Source organism: Vibrio sp. T3Y01 (assembly GCF_013114525.1).
GTDB lineage: Bacteria > Pseudomonadota > Gammaproteobacteria > Enterobacterales > Vibrionaceae > Vibrio > Vibrio chagasii_B.
Genome location: NZ_VTXJ01000006.1, coordinates 1 through 16,066 on the forward strand (window position 1 = coordinate 1; position 16,066 = coordinate 16,066).

Here is a 16,066-nt window from a genome sequence, read left to right on the forward strand (position 1 = left end):
CTGAAACGCTTCGGTATACTGATAACACCAATTAATGATAAATAGAAAGCTAGATGAATCCGCACTAAGGCCCACAAATCAAACTAGCCTAAGTGCGTATTATGTACGTTATGTTAAATTGGATTTGTTGTTTATAAGGCAGAACTCTTTGTGTGATGCCCTGCCTTAGTATTGTGTCGATATTCTCTGAATTATACTGTGTATTTAACCATAATGGTTATTTACCATAAAATACCTAATATCCAGTGATAATAATCTTCGATTTTAACCCTGGTATTAGTTAGAGATTAACCGCCAGCAAATTTAACTTTGTAGCCTTTCTTTTCAAGGTGCGCTTTGATCTTGTCACGCGCGTCGCCTTGAATTTCGATGTTGCCATCTTTTACTGAGCCACCACAGCCGCAAACTTTCTTAAGTTCTGCTGCCATTATTTTTAATGGTGCGTCATCTAGATCTAAGCCAGTTACGACAGAAACGCCTTTGCCTTTACGGCCTTTGGTTTCTTTTTGGATTCGAACGATACCATCGCCTTTAGGACGTTGGACTTTCTCTTCTTCAGGTTTGATACGACCTGTTTCTGTTGAATATACTAGGCTCATAATTTATTTCTTTTGTTGCTCTGCTTTTTGTTTAGCGAGTAAGTAAGCTTCTATATGACGCTGTATTGCAATCTTTCCGCCTTTAATAAGGCGTCCGTTAAACATGCAGTACCACGCATTCGGCTCACCAGTGTCATTTTTGATTTGGTAACCATTGAAGTTTTCAGTTTGGCCACCGGTCCCTCTAGACTTACTTAACGCTGTGAACTCTTTTGGGTCAATAATAGATGCAGTATCAATCCACCAATCGATACTCTTTTTCACGGCAGCTAAGTTACCTTGAATAACGTGGTTTTTTAACTTGGTACGCCAAATTGTGTTCGTGGCATCCGTCGATTGGAGATGGATCCCTCGGTAAATTGAATTAGCCATATCTATTGATCATCTTTTTGTTTTCACTGCATTAATCATAAGTATACTAATAATGATAGCAAGCATAATATGGCAAAAACACCTGTCGAGGTACGGTAATTTGAGAAAAAAAGTCCCTATTTTAACCGACTCTGTGATAATTAATTCGTTTGTTGAAAAATTAAACAGCAACGTTACCGTTGAAATTATCGATGAGCTAACAGGTTTCCAGTATTCTCATAATTCACTGTTGGGTATCTACAGTGATTGGAATCGCTACCACGCTTTTTGTACCAAACATCGAATCAATACACTCCCTGCTTCTATTACGGCTGTTCGTCGTTTTCTTGAGACGGAGTCTAGTGAACGAAAGTATGCATCGTTAAAACGTTACACTGCAACGCTTAGCTTGCTGCACACTGTACTCAACTTTGCCAACCCTATTAAGCATAGACAAGTTCGCTTTACCTTGCTCCATCTGCAAGCTCGAATGGCTGGTGATGCTAAGCAGACAAACGCGATGACTTCTTCACACCTTACTCAATTGAACTCGTTACTTTCACATGACAAAGCGACACTAAAAGAGATCCGCGACATAGCGATTTATAACGTAATGTTCGAATGTGCGTTGAAGCGCTCTGAACTCAAGTCTTTATTGGCGAGTGATGTGGAGAGTATTGATCATGACTATCAAATCACAATCAAGGACTTGATATACAAGCTTTCACCAGTTGCAAGTTCTGCGCTTGAGCGCTGGCTGAGCTTTACTGGTTTGGAAGAGGAATTACCTGTGTTCCGGGCGATTGATAAGCACGAAAACATCGGCCGACAACCATTAGATGATTCGTCGATCTATCGGATTTTAAGGCGTGCAAGTGACTTACTTGGTTTAGCCGACAATCACCATTTTTCAGGTAATTCGATTCGAGTTGGCGCGGCACAAGAGCTATCAAAACAAGGGCTTAACGTGAGAGAAATACAAGATTTCGGACGTTGGCTTAGCCCTGCGATGCCAGCCCAGTACGTTGGATATGCTGGTACGGCAGAGAGCGAGAAAATGAAGTTCAAAGCGTTAACACCGTGGCAATAAGCGACATTAGGTCGGCAGTAGACTGAAAACATCGCAAACAAAAAAGCGGCTTGGAGAAATCCGAGCCGCTTTTTATAGTTAATCTGTTATACAAAAATTTAGAAAATACCCTTAAGAAAGGCTGGTTCTTACGCAGTTTTCTAGGAACTGAGCGAACTTATGCCCGTCGTGTTCTACCATTTTTGGGAACATCGAGATTGGTGTCATACCTGGGAAGGTATTCACTTCGTTTAAGTAGATTTCGTTATCTTGTGTTAAGAAGAAGTCGATGCGAGACAAGTGGCGAAGCTTCATTTGTGTAAACACTTTGCGAGCGCTGTCCGCAATCAGTTGACGTTGTTCATCAGTAAGATTACTTGCTTCAACTTCTGTTATTGAGTGGCTATCTGCGCTGTATTTTTCTTCGTAAGAGTAGAATGCGCCATTCGGTGCAATCACCTCGCCTGGCTTGCTGATGTGCAGCTCTCCGTCGATTTCATAAGCCGCAACTTCCAGCTCTCTTGGCACCACTGACTTTTCAACAAGCACTTGATCTGAATAAGTAAATGCTTTGTTGATAGCTTCGCTCAAGTCTTCAATATGGTTGACTTGATAACAGCCAACAGAAGAGCCTTGGCGTGCCGCTTTCACGAATACTTTGCCCCACTTTTCAAAAGCTTGAGTTGCTTGTGAATGAGCTTCGCCTGTATTGTCAGATAGGAATAAATACGGCGTGTTTGGAATACCCAACGCGTCATACCAAAGCTTAGAGGTGATCTTGTTGAAGCTGTTATTGCTAGCTTCAGAACCACAGCCTAGGTACGGGATTTTTGCCATTTCAAACAGTGATTGGATATCACCGGTTTCGCCAGGGAAACCATGGATACAAGGTACGATGAAATCAACTTTTGATTCTAGATCATCACCACGTAGCGTTTGATTATTGATATCAAGATATACTAATTCGCCCGAATCTAGACACCAGCCTTCGCTCTTAATCTCAACTCTTACAACGTTAAAGTCTTCAACGCTCTTAAGTTGATCAAAAAGGTAATTGGCTGAAACTAAAGACACTTCGTGCTCTGAAGATCCACCGCCGCATAGAAGAAGAATGTTTGTGGTGTTCATGGGTAAATTCGGTCCTTGAAACTAGGAATACTGACTTCAATGATAAACAAAAGTCGAGATAGGTACAGTGTTTTGATTGTTAAAATTGCGTCCGAAAGATCGAGCGATTAACTATTAGACAAAACGGTTCGTCATAAAACAAAAGAAGGAGCATTTGCTCCTTCTTTATGATTCAAAACTTAGTTTAACTTGTTAAGCGTTGGGTATTCAGAGTTCTTGATATCATCAATACTCTTCACGAATGGCTTCAAGTTTTTAAGTGAACTAGGTAGTGTTGAGATCGCCTTTTTTGCTTCTAAACGTGTTGCGTAGTCACCGTAAAGTACTGTGAACCACTTAGTGCCGTTGACCATCTTGTAGTTTTCCCAAACTGGCTGAGAAGTCGTTGGTAGCATTTTCACGAAAGAGTCGACTTTACTTTGGCTGCCAACCGCAACAACTTGAACTGTGTAACCAAAACGCTGGTTCATGTCTTGTTGCTTCTTAGTTGGACCTTTCACTGCCGCAACTGGCTTAGCCTGAGTTGTTTGAGTGACTTTCTGCTCAACAGGTTCTGTTCTGATAACGTTAACAACATTCTCTTCAACAACGCCTGATTGCTGTGATTGAGACACAACTGGAGCTTCAACTTTGGCAGTTTTGTACTCTTCTTGATAACTATCTGAAGTCACATCCGTGATGTAGTTTTCAGATACACACGCAGCCAAGAGCAGTGGCAAAGTCGCAATTGCAATTTTTTTCATGGAAAGCTCTATATCCTTAATAATAATTACTATAAATCATGCCGATACGTCGGTTTAGAATCAAGTTAACTTTGAGATTATACACCATTAGTGGGTGACCTATTTCACAAACTTAATGCAGTGTTTGCTTATTCATCTTAATTCGGTGAATTTGCCATCAACCTGTTATCGAAAAGTAAGTTACGATGAACTTACGTGCATTGCTAGGATATGTCTATGAATCATCTTGATCCCCTACTGAAACCCCGTTCGATTACCGTTGTTGGCGCTTCTCAACGTGAAAACCGAGCGGGATACATTGTTATGAATAATCTGTTGCATGGGGATTTTAAGGGGGCGGTAATGCCAGTTACGCCAAAATACGATTCTGTAGCGGGCGTACTCTCATACAAAAACATTTTGTCGTTACCTATTGTTCCTGACCTTGCGATTCTTTGCACTAACGCGACTCGGAATATAGCAATCTTTGAGGAGTTAGCGGAGAAAGGCATTGCGTCTGTCATTGTTCTATCTTCAGACATGCAACAGCCGAGTGATAACGGTGAAACATACGATTCAAGATGCCTAGCGATTGCGAAAAAGCACAATATAAGGATGCTTGGTTCAAACAGCTTAGGCGTGATAATCCCTTGGCTTAATCTCAATGCATCCTTCTCTCCTGTTACCGCACTACCCGGCAAGATTGCGTTTGTTTCTCAATCTGCAGCGGTGTGTACCACGATACTTGATTGGGCGAATGATAAAGAGATCGGTTTCTCTGCATTTATCTCTATCGGAAACGGCACAGACATCGAATTCTCGGAACTGTTGGATTATTTGAGCACCGACTCCCACACGGAAGCAATATTGCTTTATGTCGATAGCATTAAAGACGCAAGACGTTTCATTTCGGCAGCACGAGCTGCGTCGCGCAACCGGAGAATATTGGTCTTAAAAGGCGGGAGGACTGCAAAAGGCAGAGCGGCGGCAATGGCACATACCGGCGGTGCAGACACTTTAGATATTATTTATGACTCGGCCATTCGTCGTAGTGGCATGCTGCGAGTTAAGAACTTGCATGAACTGTTTGCTGCCGTAGAAACTTTAACTCACTCTGTCCCATTACGCGGAGAGCGACTGGCCATTGTCACGAATGGTGGTGGGCCTGCGATTATGGCAGTAGATACGCTTTTTGAGCGCGGTGGTAAACTCGCTGAATTATCGGAAGAGACGCTCGAAAAGCTTAATAAGGTGCTACCTTCAAGTTGGTCACATAGCAATCCTATCGATATTGTGGGTGATGCAGGTGATCAGCGTTATATTGATACGATTAACACACTGCTCGATGGTGATGAGGCAGATGCTATTCTCATCATGCATAGCCCTTCTGCTATCGCACACTCTGCTCAAACTGCTGAGCGCATCATCGAAGCGATTAAAAAGCACCCTCGCCATAAGCGATTCAATATTCTTACCAATTGGTCTGGTGAGCTTACGGCAAGGCCTGCTAGAAAGCTGTTCACTGAAGCTGGTATTCCAACCTATCGAACACCAGAGAGCTCTGTGGTCGCATTCATGCACTTGGTCGAGTACCGACGCAACCAACGTCAGCTTATGGAGACGCCAACCACGGCTGAGAAAGTCCATATTGAAGATTTAGCCGATGCCAGAAATTGGATAGAACGCCAATTACTGGATAAAGATACAGTTAGCCTTGATACCCATCAAAACAGTCAGTTTTTCAAACACTTCAACCTAGATGTGCTGCCTACTTGGATCGCTTCAGATCCTAGTGAAGCGGTACATATTGCAGAAACGATTGGTTATCCTGTCGCAGTTAAACTCCGCTCTCCAGATATCGCGCATAAATCTGACGTTCAAGGCGTAATGCTTAATTTAAGAAACAGCAGTGAAGTCGCAAATGCGGCTCAAGCGATTCTTGATCGCTCTCAACTGTCGTTTCCTACAGCACATATCCATGGCTTGCTGGTACAAGGCATGGCGAAACTTGCTGGCGGACAAGAGCTTCGCGTGAAAGTCACAACCGATGAAACATTCGGTCCTATTATTCTACTCGGTCAAGGTGGTTCGGAATGGGATGAGTCGATTGATGCGGCTGCAGCGTTCCCACCACTGAATATGACACTGGCTCGCTATTTGATTATTCGAGCGATAAAGAGTGGCAAGATTCGTCTACAGAAGCTTCCTAACCCTATCGACATAGAAGGCTTGTCGGAGTTGCTGGTTCGTATCTCACAAATGGTGGTTGATTGCCCTGAAATACATGATCTGGATATACACCCAGTACTTGCGAATGGCGATAAGTTCACGATATTGGATGCAGATATTGTATTGAAAGCCTACGAAGGTGATCCGCAAGAAAGGCTGGCGATTCGCCCATACCCCGTGGAGCTTGAAGAACGTATCCAGTTAAAAGATGGTACAGAAGTGTTGCTACGCCCTATTCTTCCTGAAGATGAACCACTTCATGCCGACTTTATTAACCGAGTGTCTAAAGAGGATCTCTACAAACGCTTCTTTAGTGATGTGGGTGAATTCAATCATGAAGCGTTAGCTAATTTCACTCAGATTGACTTCGATAGAGAGATTGCTTTTGTTGTTGTGCGTGAAGAGCAAGGGGTTCCTGCCATTATCGGTGTGTCGCGCGCGCTGATTAACCCAGAGAATACGGATGCAGAATTCGCGATATTGATTCGCTCTGATTTAAAAGGCGTTGGTTTAGGTCGAATCCTTATGACTAAGGTTATTGATTACTGCCGTGCTAAGCAGACTAAACAGATGTCGGGAATGACAATGCCAACCAACAGAGGGATGCTGACACTAGCTCAAAAACTGGGTTTCAAGCTAGATATCTGTTTTGAAGACGGCACAGCAGATATGGTGCTTCCGTTACTTGAGTGACCATGTTTTTTTAAGGTGTTGAATACACCAAGATTTGGCGTCGCCCATTTTGTTGCGTCGCCAAGCCATCACAATGTCGATCGGTTGCGGCTCCGTCCCTGCAATCTGTTTTAAAACACCAGATTCGATCAAAGGTTTAGCGACGCTACACGGCAAGGTACCAATGCCGAGCCCACTAGTTAAAGCTTCTACTTTTGCTGGGAAGCTCGTCACCGTTAAGCGCGGTTGTTTCTCTAAAATATTGATGCTTAATGCTGGCTGATCGCGTGCAGTATCTGCAATTGCAATCACCCTGTAACTTTCTCTAGCCTTTTGATTAAAATCTCCAGAGCGCTTATGTACGTAGTGGTTGGATGCTGCTACCCAAACCATTTCCATTTTTCCTATTACGTCACTTTTCATGTCATTGGGAATGGTGTCTACCTTTGGGCAAACCAGTAAGTCAGCTCGACCATCTGACAGCGATTCCCAGCACCCCGCCAAAATTTCTTCTTGTAAACGTACCCGTGTTTTACTGATTTTTCCTAACTCATCAACCAGTGGGAAGAAGTTAGCGATTGGGATAATGCCATCAAAGGCAATGGTCAAATCCAATTCCCAACCATTGGCTAGAATGCTCGCCTCGTTTACCAGCCTCTCTGTGGCCCCAAGAATTACTCTGCCTTGCTCAAGTATCAATTGCCCTGCTTCCGTGAAGTTTGCACGGTGACCTGAACGGTCAAAAATCATGATATCTAAGTCTTGTTCAAGCTTTTGAATTTGGTAGCTGAGTGACGAAGGCGCGCGGTCCATTTCATTGGCCGCAGCAGCAAAACTTCCACGTCTATCGATGGCGTCTAGGATGTGTAACGCTTCAAGTGTTATTGGGCTATGCATCAGTTCCCTACTTTATAAATGAGATTTTGATCACAAAAATGGAAGCATTCACCAGATAAATGGAACCATTAAAGGTCTTTTAATACAATGAGTTATACGGTTTAAGTGAGCTTTTAATGACAAAACTACAAATAAATTGAAATGCAAATAATAGTAATTATCATTTAGATCCAATATTATCTTTCGCGAAATCAAGATAATACTATGGAATTAAGGTAACTATCAGATGTATAAGCAATCCCTACTCTCTGCTTCAATCGTTTTAGCGCTTTCATCAACCTCAGCCTTAGCTGAAGATTATGCCCTATTTGACGAGGTTGTTGTATCTTCGACTCGTACGAATCAAACACTTATCAATACTGCAGCTTCAGTCACCGTAATCTCTGATAAGCAAATCGAAGAGAATATGGCAAAAGATGTCGACGAGATTTTCGAGTACACGCCAGGTGTAACGATGAACTCAAGTTCACGCCAAGGTGCACAAACTATTAATATCCGTGGCATGGAAGGAAAACGCGTTAAGATTCTAGTCGACGGTTCATCGCAACCTGGTTCATTTGACGGTGGTCCTTATGCATTTATCAATTCTAGTGGTATTTCTATCGACCCTGATATGTTGAAGAGTGTCGAAATCATCAAAGGTGCTGCTTCAAGTTTACACGGAAGTGACGCAATTGGCGGTGTTGTGGCGTTTGAAACTAAAGATCCCTCTGACTTCTTGAAAGATGGTGAAGACTTCGGTGGTCAAGCTAAACTGTCTTACTCTTCTGAAGATAACTCGTTCAGCGAACATGTTGCATTAGCTAATCGTTTTGGCGATTTAGAAACTCTGGTTGCTTACACTCGCCGTGATGGTGAAGAGCTTCAAAACTTCCGTAACTCGGGTGATTTAGAGAACTACGCAGTAGAAAATCAAGACACATCAGCAGATAATCTATTGGTTAAACTTCAATACCAATTGAATGAAAGCCATCGCATTGAGTTTCTAGCAGAGCTCATTAAAGATACCTCTGATTCAGACATCTACCACTCTAGTTATGATAGCTACACTGGTGAAGATGACACGAAACAAAACCGATTCGCAATCAAGCACATTTGGTTTGCAGACGGCGCGATTGCTGACACAGTGACGAGTAAAGTGTCGTACATTTCTAAAGAAGAGAACGGTGTTACGAAACGCTTTAAGCCTGCAGGCCCAGGTTTCCCTCCTTACGTTCCTGCTAATAACGACAACCTTCAAACCAAAGATTATGATTACACCGAAGATAAGCTTGAGATAGAGACGCAACTAGACAAAGAGATTAACAATCACTACCTAGTTTATGGTGCGACTTATACACATAGTGACATCAGCAACACCAATATGGAGTACAACTCAGATCCAGCGACTGACGATCAGCTTTACGTGTACACGCCTGATGCGAAAGAGCAGAAGTTTGGTTTGTTTGTTCAAGACGAAATCAGCCTAATGAACAATAAGCTGGTTGTGACTCCTGGTGTTCGCTTCGACTACTTCTCTACAGACCCTGGTAAAAACACTGGCGAATCTCTAACTGACTTCTCAGATTCTGCAGTAACAGGTCGTTTAGGTACAACGTACAAACTAACAGATACAGGTACTGTATTTGGTCAAATTAGCCAAGGCTTTAGAGCCCCGTCATTTGATGAACTCTACTACACATACGACAACCCTGGTCACGGCTACGTAAATGATCCGAATCCTGACCTTAAGTCAGAAACAAGTATCTCGTACGAGCTTGGTTACCGTCACAACACGCAAGCTTCATCGTCTGAGATTGCAGCTTACTACAGTGATTACGATGATTTCATTGAAACTGTAGTAACGAAAAAAACCGGCGGTACGACACACTACTCTAACGTTAACTTAGAGTCAGCGACAATCAAGGGTGTTGAGTTCTCGAACACGTTACTTTGGGATGTGTTAGTGGGTGCGCCAGAGGGTATTTCTACTCATTTCGTGGCATCTTACACTGAGGGTGAAGATGGAAACGGTAATGCACTAAACAGTGTTAACCCATGGAACGCTGTGTTAGGTCTGAACTACGATGCACCGAACCAAAATTGGGGTACAAGCCTTAAGTTAAATTACACGGCTGATAAATCTGGCTCAGACATCAACTTTGATGACGAGAATGGCGGTAATGCTGGTCAAGCTGAACTTCCAAGTGCAACGGTTGTTGACTTAACTGCTTACTACAAACCAATGAAAGATTTGACTATTCGTGGTGGCGTGTTCAACTTAACTAACGAAGAGTACTACCGTTGGAATGATATTCGCGGCGATGATGAGCTTTACAAAGAGAACTCTCAAGCTGAAAGAAACTACGGTATTTCAGCTAAGTACGAATTCTAATTCGTTACAAACTTAAATTGCAGAAACTAAAAAGCCAGCTTTATGCTGGCTTTTATCTATTTCACTAAAAATTGTATCAAAAAGGAATAAGTGAAATTACTTCTCTGCCATTTCTTTCTTTACCATTACCGCAGCAGCAATGATGAAAGTGATGATTAGGCCTAGTTCCATGATTAACTCCAAAGAAAATTAACATTAAACATATAATTCGTGTGCATAGTAACACAATGAATACAGAATGATACTTTTTAACCACTAATTTACTTTTTATTCGATTTAGATCAAAAAAGATGCCCTAAAGCATCTTTTCATAAGTTAATTATTCATGAAACAACTAGATCAGCCGGGGAAACCATTAGGGTTTGTTGACTGCCAGCGCCATGTATCTTCGGTCATTTCAGTCAGTGTGCGGGTTGCGTTCCAACCAAGCTCTTTCTGAGCTTTCGCCGGATCTGCCCAACATTCTGCGATGTCACCAGCACGTCGCTCAACAAGTTTATATGGGATTTCTTTGCCGCTTGCTTGTTCAAACGCCTTAACCATGTCTAAAACACTAGAACCGTTGCCAGTACCCAGGTTGTAGATGTGCAGACCATCTTTGCGCCCTACTTTCTCAAGTGCTGCAATGTGGCCATCCGACAGGTCCATAACGTGAATGTAATCACGAACGCCCGTGCCATCTTTAGTTGGATAGTCACTACCAAATACAGATAAGAATTCGCGTCGGCCAACGGCAACTTGAGAAACAAACGGCATCAAGTTGTTTGGAATACCTTGTGGATCTTCACCTAGTTCGCCACTTGGGTGTGAACCTACTGGGTTAAAGTAACGAAGTAGCGTGATGCTCCAATCTGGATTCGCTTTTTGGAAATCGGCGAGACACTCTTCGACCATTAATTTACTGCGACCATAAGGGTTGGTTGCGCTAGTCGGGAAATCTTCAGTGATAGGCACACTTGCAGGGTCACCGTACACGGTTGCTGATGAGCTGAATACCAACGTTTTAACATTTGCTTCGCGCATTGCATCAACGAGAACCAAAGTGCCGTTTACATTGTTGTCATAGTATTCAAGAGGCTTCTCAACTGATTCACCCACAGCTTTTAAGCCAGCAAAGTGAATGACGGCTTCGATGTCGTGTTGCTTCAATGTTTCAGTTAACAGTGCTTTATTACGAATGTCACCTTCAACGAATATAGGACGAACGCCAGACACTTTTTCAATACGCTCTAGAACGCTTGGCTTACTGTTGTACAAGTTATCAAAAAGTACAGGTGTCATACCTGCGTTGATCATTTGGATACTTGTATGACTGCCGATATAGCCCATGCCACCGGTTACTAAAACATTCATGTTTAGACCTTTTAATTATGAATACTCAATCTATCGCTTATGATACAACAACTTAGTGCGAGGTCACACCCCACAGCGCAATCAAACATCACTTGAGAACACAAATTGCCCTTTCCCTTGGTGTTTCGCGTGATACATGGCTTCATCAGCCATTTGTAAGATTACGTCGATATTACTTTCAGAACCTTTGACTAAATGAATACCAATACTCGCGCCTACGTGCAGTTCGCGCTGTTTATAACTCACTTGCTGTTCAATAAGCCTCAACAAGCGCTCGGCCAATTTGCCAAGCAAGATCTTGTCGGTTTGTTTAATAATAAGAACAAATTCGTCACCCGACAAACGAGCAACAAGATCGCCGGCTCTTACTTGAGATAACAGCCTATTTGAGACTTCTTTAAGGATTTCGTCACCCGCGTCATGCCCATAGGTATCATTTACGTGTTTAAATCCATCTAAATCCAAATAAATGACCGCAAAATGCTTGTTTGAATACAGGTTCGATGAGACAGCATCATCAAGAAATTTATACAGTTGCGCTCTGTTCGCTAGGCCTGTCAATGCATCGTGATGAGCTAAATGCTCAAGCCTTTCCATCTCTTTGACATTGGATAAGTCAGATAGTGTTAACACCATATCGAACGCGCCTTTGTTGTTGCCTGACGTGACTCGGTTAACCTTTATGAACATCGGAACTATGGTGCCTGAAACGTTTTTCTCCGATACCTCTCCCTGCCATTGACCATAATTCTCTAGTGAGGTGCGAATAGTTGGCATCAACGACGAGAATTGTTGCCAAGAAAAAACTTCGAACGGAGTTTTACCCACCAGCAGATCCGCGTGATAACCAAGCATCTGAGTGACGGCGGGGTTAACCATGGTAATGACATTGGATGAATTAACTACGATGAGTCCATCTTTACTGTTTTCAAATACTCCGGCTGCGATACGTTGGCGACTCATCGCTGTTTCAATGTCGGTCACATCTTGGATCGCGAACAAGGTGTTGCCATTCTTTGATAAAGATCGGCTGCTGATCTGTAGCCATTGCTTATTATGAAATAGATCAGTTGCTTCAATTAATTCGTCATTCAGCTCAATATTTGAATCGATAACCCCTTTTAAGAACCCCTGTTGCTTGGTTTGAATAAGCTCTTGTATGGATAGGCTTTCGAGAAATGCTTCGCTGCACTTGAAGATATCGCGTGTTGCCATGTTGGCATGTACGATCGCCCCTTTGCTATCGACCACCAGCAAAGAGTGTTGCACCGTTTCGATCACTTCATTCGCAAATGCTTTCTCTTCTTGTAATTTATCAAGCGTAAAATGAACCTGGCTGTCGCGCTGCTTTAATCGTTGTAGCATGGTGTTAAATGCACGAACCAACTCACCTATTTCATCATTGTTCGAAGTAACCAATCTTGGCTTCTCAGCACGTCTTTCCACAAACGCTTGCATTGCTTCGTTGAGTTCAAACATTGGGTCGATGATAAAGCGTTGAATTAATTTAACGAGCACAGCGCCCAAAATAACCAGCAGTACGAAATAGATCCCAGCGACCTTAATAATATTGGTTAAGATCTTCTCAAATGTTTTCTTTGAAATGGTGACACGTAGATTTGCGATGATTTCGTTGTCGAGAACCACAGGAACCAATAAATAGATGTACTGCTTTGAAATCGCAAATTGTTGAGATGCGATATCTTCACGCTCTTCGCTGGTGGGCCTAGGAATATTCGAGCCCCCTATTTGATAACTGGCAAAGAGCTGTTCTTGAGTGTCGAATAGCTTTACTCGAACGATATCTTCGTCTGCGACAAATGCGGATAAGATTTCGTTAGCTGACGCTTTGTCTTCGAACAATATTGCAGCTTGCAGGTTATACGCAACCCCTTGAGCAAGCACTTTAACACGTTGTATCAGGTTCTGTTTCTCTCGCTCGAACGTGACAGTGTAATTTATTGATTGAATAGTAACAAAGGCAACCGATACAAACAGAATGATCGGTAAGATAAGCTTGTTTTTTATCGAGATATTATTGATGAAAGACAGCATTATTTACCCTCCACTACAGAGATACGAAGGAGGTTTGAGCCTATGATGTAATTACCTTTTTTAGCATTGGTGAGATTGATTTTAGGCTTGAGTTTGTTGTCAACGTGCATAAGCTCGATCACGCCGCCCATTTGGGTAAAATCGTCGTCATCGCTAATAGTGACCATATTCGGTGAGTAAATCTGTTCATTTAGCTGACCATTCACATCAGACAAATAAGTGATATTGCACTGTGGCGTTAGCGTTTGGTGGACTTGGATTGGCAGTGAACGGAGCGTCTTTTGGTTAGTAATGGAAACAAGCGCATCGTTTATTTTTTGGTTCCCAAGTACACAGAAGTGAACCTTATCCATCAAGTTTTCATCATTCCACTGAATAAAGTTGGCAATTCTGAAGAGGTAGACCGCTTTCACTTCATAAGGCTTGAAACCTGCAGCCTCGATATTGAGAGCAGTGAATAAGGGAAATACAAGAGCGATACACGAAACGACTCGCTTGGCTGAGCGTCTAAAATTCATGAGAAACCCTTACATAAACAGACTCTTGATTAACACTCTTTGGTGAAGTGAGCTCAGCCTGGTAGCCACTGCCTTTTCCGATGTTTTCAATAACTACTTCAACCAATGGCGCGGCATGAGATTTTTTCCATGCTAGACGTGCATCAAAGACGAGTTCATGTGGGTAAGATTGCCATGAGTATTGAGTGCCATCTTCTGCAACCCAGTAATCTGGGTAGTTCACGTTGATGTATTGCCCAATAACATCAAATTGCCAGCTGTCGGTAATGTTCCACATGAGTTGTACTGTGGCTAAATGTTGATTGTCGATATCGTAATAGACACTGGTTTGAGCGCTTGAGTTCGGATCATCGCCTTTACGCTTACCTTCTAATGTCGAATAGGCATATCCGAAATAGCTGCTGAGGCCTGGTGTTAATTGATATGACGCACCGACCTCTAACCCATAAGTTGTCGCTTGGTAATCATCCGATAGCGTGCCGACATAAACATGATTAGCTGGAATGTCGCTCGGATCATAACTATGGAAACGAAGGTTATCGTGTTCACTCAAGTAAATGGTCGCATCGAGCTCAAAATCAGAGTTATTCGTATATCGATATCCCATTTCTATTGTGACAACATCTTCATTATTTAATTGGTTGTTTGGCTTAAACAAATCCAAATAGCTAACTCCGGTCTCTGGATAGTAGCTGTTAAAGTAATAGGCTGAATTGCTGTCCATATAAGATGGTGCGACTACCGCTTTACTTACCCCTGCCCAAAGTGAATGGCTAAGATTCAACTTGTATAACCCACGCACTTGAGGTGAAACCTCTGTTGAGTCATTTTGAGTGAAATGCTCTAACTTTGCACCAAGGGTAACGGACAGTGCTTCAGTCCATTGTACCTGTGATTGTATAAATGCATTGGCGATGTAATCGTTGGCGCTCTCTACGTCATAGGCACGCCCGTAGTAATCAGGATTGTACCAATCAACCTCGTTAACCTGACTCGACGAAAAATCTAGATACAGGTATCGCAACCCACCACCAACCGTGATTTGATGAGTCGTCGACAGTTGCTTGATAAGCGTCGAATCAAAATCGACCGTGGTATAACTCCCAGGTGCATCCGGTGCATTATCTTCATTGTATTCCCCCCACAACGAATATGAGAAGGTCGAGGTATCGCTTATGCTTCGTGAGTCGTTAAATTGCAGATAAAAAGAGTGGCTTTCATTATCAAAATCATTAGCTTGGTAATCAACGAGCGTACCAGAGCTATCGTATTGAACTGAATACAACTCTGATTCGGAAAAGCTCTTTTCACCGCCGATTCTTAGTGACCATTGTTGATCACTGTCGCTTGGTTGAAACACCATACCAGCGGACTGCGCTTTCCATTTCTCGGATTCATTAGAACGATACGTTGGCTCTTTTCGGTATTTATAGAAGGCTCTCGCATTGACACTAGCGTTAAAGCTAAGCCCTTGCCTAACACTGAACTCATAATTGTCAGTATTCGAGGCAAGACCTGAGATATAAGTACCTTGGGTTTCACTGGCTGATTTCGTAATAATGTTAACGACGCCATTAGCCGCATTACCACCCCAAATTGTTCCTCCTGGCCCTTTTAATACTTCAATTCGTTCAATGTCGGCAAGAACATAGTCAACGTCGCTCCAATACGTACCGCCATACACTGGGCTAAATAAACTTCGTCCATCCATCATTACTAGCATTTTGTTGTATAATCCATCATGAAAGCCACGAGCAGATACAAACCATGAAGTTTCGTTGAACTTAGTGACTTTAAGGCCCGGCACGAGCTTCAACGCTTCCGCAATGGTCTTAGCACCGCTACGTTGAATACGCTCATTCGAAAGCACATACACGGACGACGGAATGTCCGTGAGCTTTTGAGTCACTTTTGACGCCGTTTCCATCTCAACGTCTAACATCGACAATTCTTCAAGGCTCATCGACATGAGTTGATCTAAAGAGTTCTCCTGAGCCACCACACAGGCCGATGTGGTTAATGCTAGTCCTAAGCTAATTGGGCGGGAAATCATGCGTTCACCTAATATAAAGATAAAAATGGTTCTTCTTTGTTGATGG

Annotated in this window: 12 protein-coding genes; 3 read left to right on the forward strand and 9 right to left on the reverse strand. The window is 42.7% G+C overall.

Translation table 11 applies throughout. The annotated features are described in order from the left end of the window. Positions 1-287 precede the first annotated feature (287 nt). The gene (gene yciH, locus F0232_RS08085; RefSeq protein ID WP_105058203.1) at positions 288-599 is read right to left on the reverse strand and encodes a stress response translation initiation inhibitor YciH; all 312 of its coding nucleotides are present in this window, start codon (positions 597-599) and stop codon (positions 288-290) included. A gap of 3 nt (positions 600-602) precedes the next feature. After that, a complete protein-coding gene (locus F0232_RS08090) occupies positions 603-971 on the reverse strand; it encodes a DUF3319 domain-containing protein (RefSeq protein ID WP_008221406.1) in 369 nt (122 codons plus the stop codon). A 100-nt stretch (positions 972-1,071) separates the two neighbouring features. Between F0232_RS08090 and F0232_RS08095 the strand changes: the two genes are divergently transcribed. Then, a complete protein-coding gene (locus F0232_RS08095; protein WP_105058202.1) occupies positions 1,072-2,040 on the forward strand; it encodes a tyrosine-type recombinase/integrase in 969 nt (322 codons plus the stop codon). 111 nt (positions 2,041-2,151) lie between these two features. On the opposite strand, the gene F0232_RS08100 is transcribed toward F0232_RS08095, so the two are convergent. Beyond that, the gene (locus tag F0232_RS08100; protein ID WP_105058201.1) at positions 2,152-3,147 is read right to left on the reverse strand and encodes a D-alanine--D-alanine ligase; all 996 of its coding nucleotides are present in this window, start codon (positions 3,145-3,147) and stop codon (positions 2,152-2,154) included. Positions 3,148-3,326: 179 nt separating this feature from the next. After that, a complete protein-coding gene (locus tag F0232_RS08105) occupies positions 3,327-3,890 on the reverse strand; it encodes an SPOR domain-containing protein (protein ID WP_008221412.1) in 564 nt (187 codons plus the stop codon). Between the two features lie 216 nt (positions 3,891-4,106). Here F0232_RS08105 and F0232_RS08110 point away from each other — a divergent pair, with 216 nt between their 5' ends. Next, complete coding sequence (locus tag F0232_RS08110) at positions 4,107-6,791, forward strand: bifunctional acetate--CoA ligase family protein/GNAT family N-acetyltransferase (RefSeq protein WP_105058200.1); 2,685 nt, start codon at positions 4,107-4,109, stop codon at positions 6,789-6,791. On the opposite strand, the gene F0232_RS08115 is transcribed toward F0232_RS08110, so the two are convergent. Continuing rightward, complete coding sequence (locus F0232_RS08115; protein WP_105058199.1) at positions 6,780-7,667, reverse strand: LysR family transcriptional regulator; 888 nt, start codon at positions 7,665-7,667, stop codon at positions 6,780-6,782. The genes F0232_RS08110 and F0232_RS08115 overlap by 12 nt on opposite strands. A gap of 226 nt (positions 7,668-7,893) precedes the next feature. On the opposite strand from F0232_RS08115, the gene F0232_RS08120 reads away from it, so the two are divergent. Then, positions 7,894-10,041, forward strand: coding sequence for a TonB-dependent hemoglobin/transferrin/lactoferrin family receptor (locus F0232_RS08120; RefSeq protein ID WP_061030941.1), 2,148 nt, complete (start codon positions 7,894-7,896; stop codon positions 10,039-10,041). A gap of 339 nt (positions 10,042-10,380) precedes the next feature. On the opposite strand, the gene galE is transcribed toward F0232_RS08120, so the two are convergent. The 4 genes from galE to F0232_RS08140 form a co-directional block, all read right to left on the reverse strand. After that, positions 10,381-11,394: a UDP-glucose 4-epimerase GalE gene (gene galE, locus F0232_RS08125; RefSeq protein WP_061030942.1), complete on the reverse strand. Its 1,014-nt coding sequence runs from the start codon at positions 11,392-11,394 to the stop codon at positions 10,381-10,383. Positions 11,395-11,475: 81 nt separating this feature from the next. Next, on the reverse strand, positions 11,476-13,449 hold the full coding sequence (locus tag F0232_RS08130) for a diguanylate cyclase (RefSeq protein ID WP_061030943.1): 1,974 nt from the start codon (positions 13,447-13,449) through the stop codon (positions 11,476-11,478). Then, the gene (locus F0232_RS08135) at positions 13,449-13,967 is read right to left on the reverse strand and encodes a YfiR family protein (protein ID WP_061030944.1); all 519 of its coding nucleotides are present in this window, start codon (positions 13,965-13,967) and stop codon (positions 13,449-13,451) included. Before F0232_RS08135 ends, F0232_RS08130 begins: the two co-directional genes overlap by 1 nt. Further along, positions 13,957-16,020, reverse strand: coding sequence for a TonB-dependent siderophore receptor (locus tag F0232_RS08140; protein WP_105058198.1), 2,064 nt, complete (start codon positions 16,018-16,020; stop codon positions 13,957-13,959). The genes F0232_RS08135 and F0232_RS08140 overlap by 11 nt, the downstream gene beginning before the upstream one ends. Between the last annotated feature and the right edge of the window lie 46 nt (positions 16,021-16,066).

Coding starts and splice junctions, on each gene's coding strand:
- yciH (WP_105058203.1), bottom strand. CDS start 599: ATGAGCCTAGTATATTCAACAGAAACAGGTCGTATCAAACCTGAAGAA.
- F0232_RS08090 (WP_008221406.1), bottom strand. CDS start 971: ATGGCTAATTCAATTTACCGAGGGATCCATCTCCAATCGACGGATGCC.
- F0232_RS08100 (WP_105058201.1), bottom strand. CDS start 3,147: ATGAACACCACAAACATTCTTCTTCTATGCGGCGGTGGATCTTCAGAG.
- F0232_RS08105 (WP_008221412.1), bottom strand. CDS start 3,890: ATGAAAAAAATTGCAATTGCGACTTTGCCACTGCTCTTGGCTGCGTGT.
- F0232_RS08110 (WP_105058200.1), top strand. CDS start 4,107: ATGAATCATCTTGATCCCCTACTGAAACCCCGTTCGATTACCGTTGTT.
- F0232_RS08115 (WP_105058199.1), bottom strand. CDS start 7,667: ATGCATAGCCCAATAACACTTGAAGCGTTACACATCCTAGACGCCATC.
- F0232_RS08120 (WP_061030941.1), top strand. CDS start 7,894: ATGTATAAGCAATCCCTACTCTCTGCTTCAATCGTTTTAGCGCTTTCA.
- galE (WP_061030942.1), bottom strand. CDS start 11,394: ATGAATGTTTTAGTAACCGGTGGCATGGGCTATATCGGCAGTCATACA.
- F0232_RS08130 (WP_061030943.1), bottom strand. CDS start 13,449: ATGCTGTCTTTCATCAATAATATCTCGATAAAAAACAAGCTTATCTTA.
- F0232_RS08135 (WP_061030944.1), bottom strand. CDS start 13,967: ATGAATTTTAGACGCTCAGCCAAGCGAGTCGTTTCGTGTATCGCTCTT.
- F0232_RS08140 (WP_105058198.1), bottom strand. CDS start 16,020: ATGATTTCCCGCCCAATTAGCTTAGGACTAGCATTAACCACATCGGCC.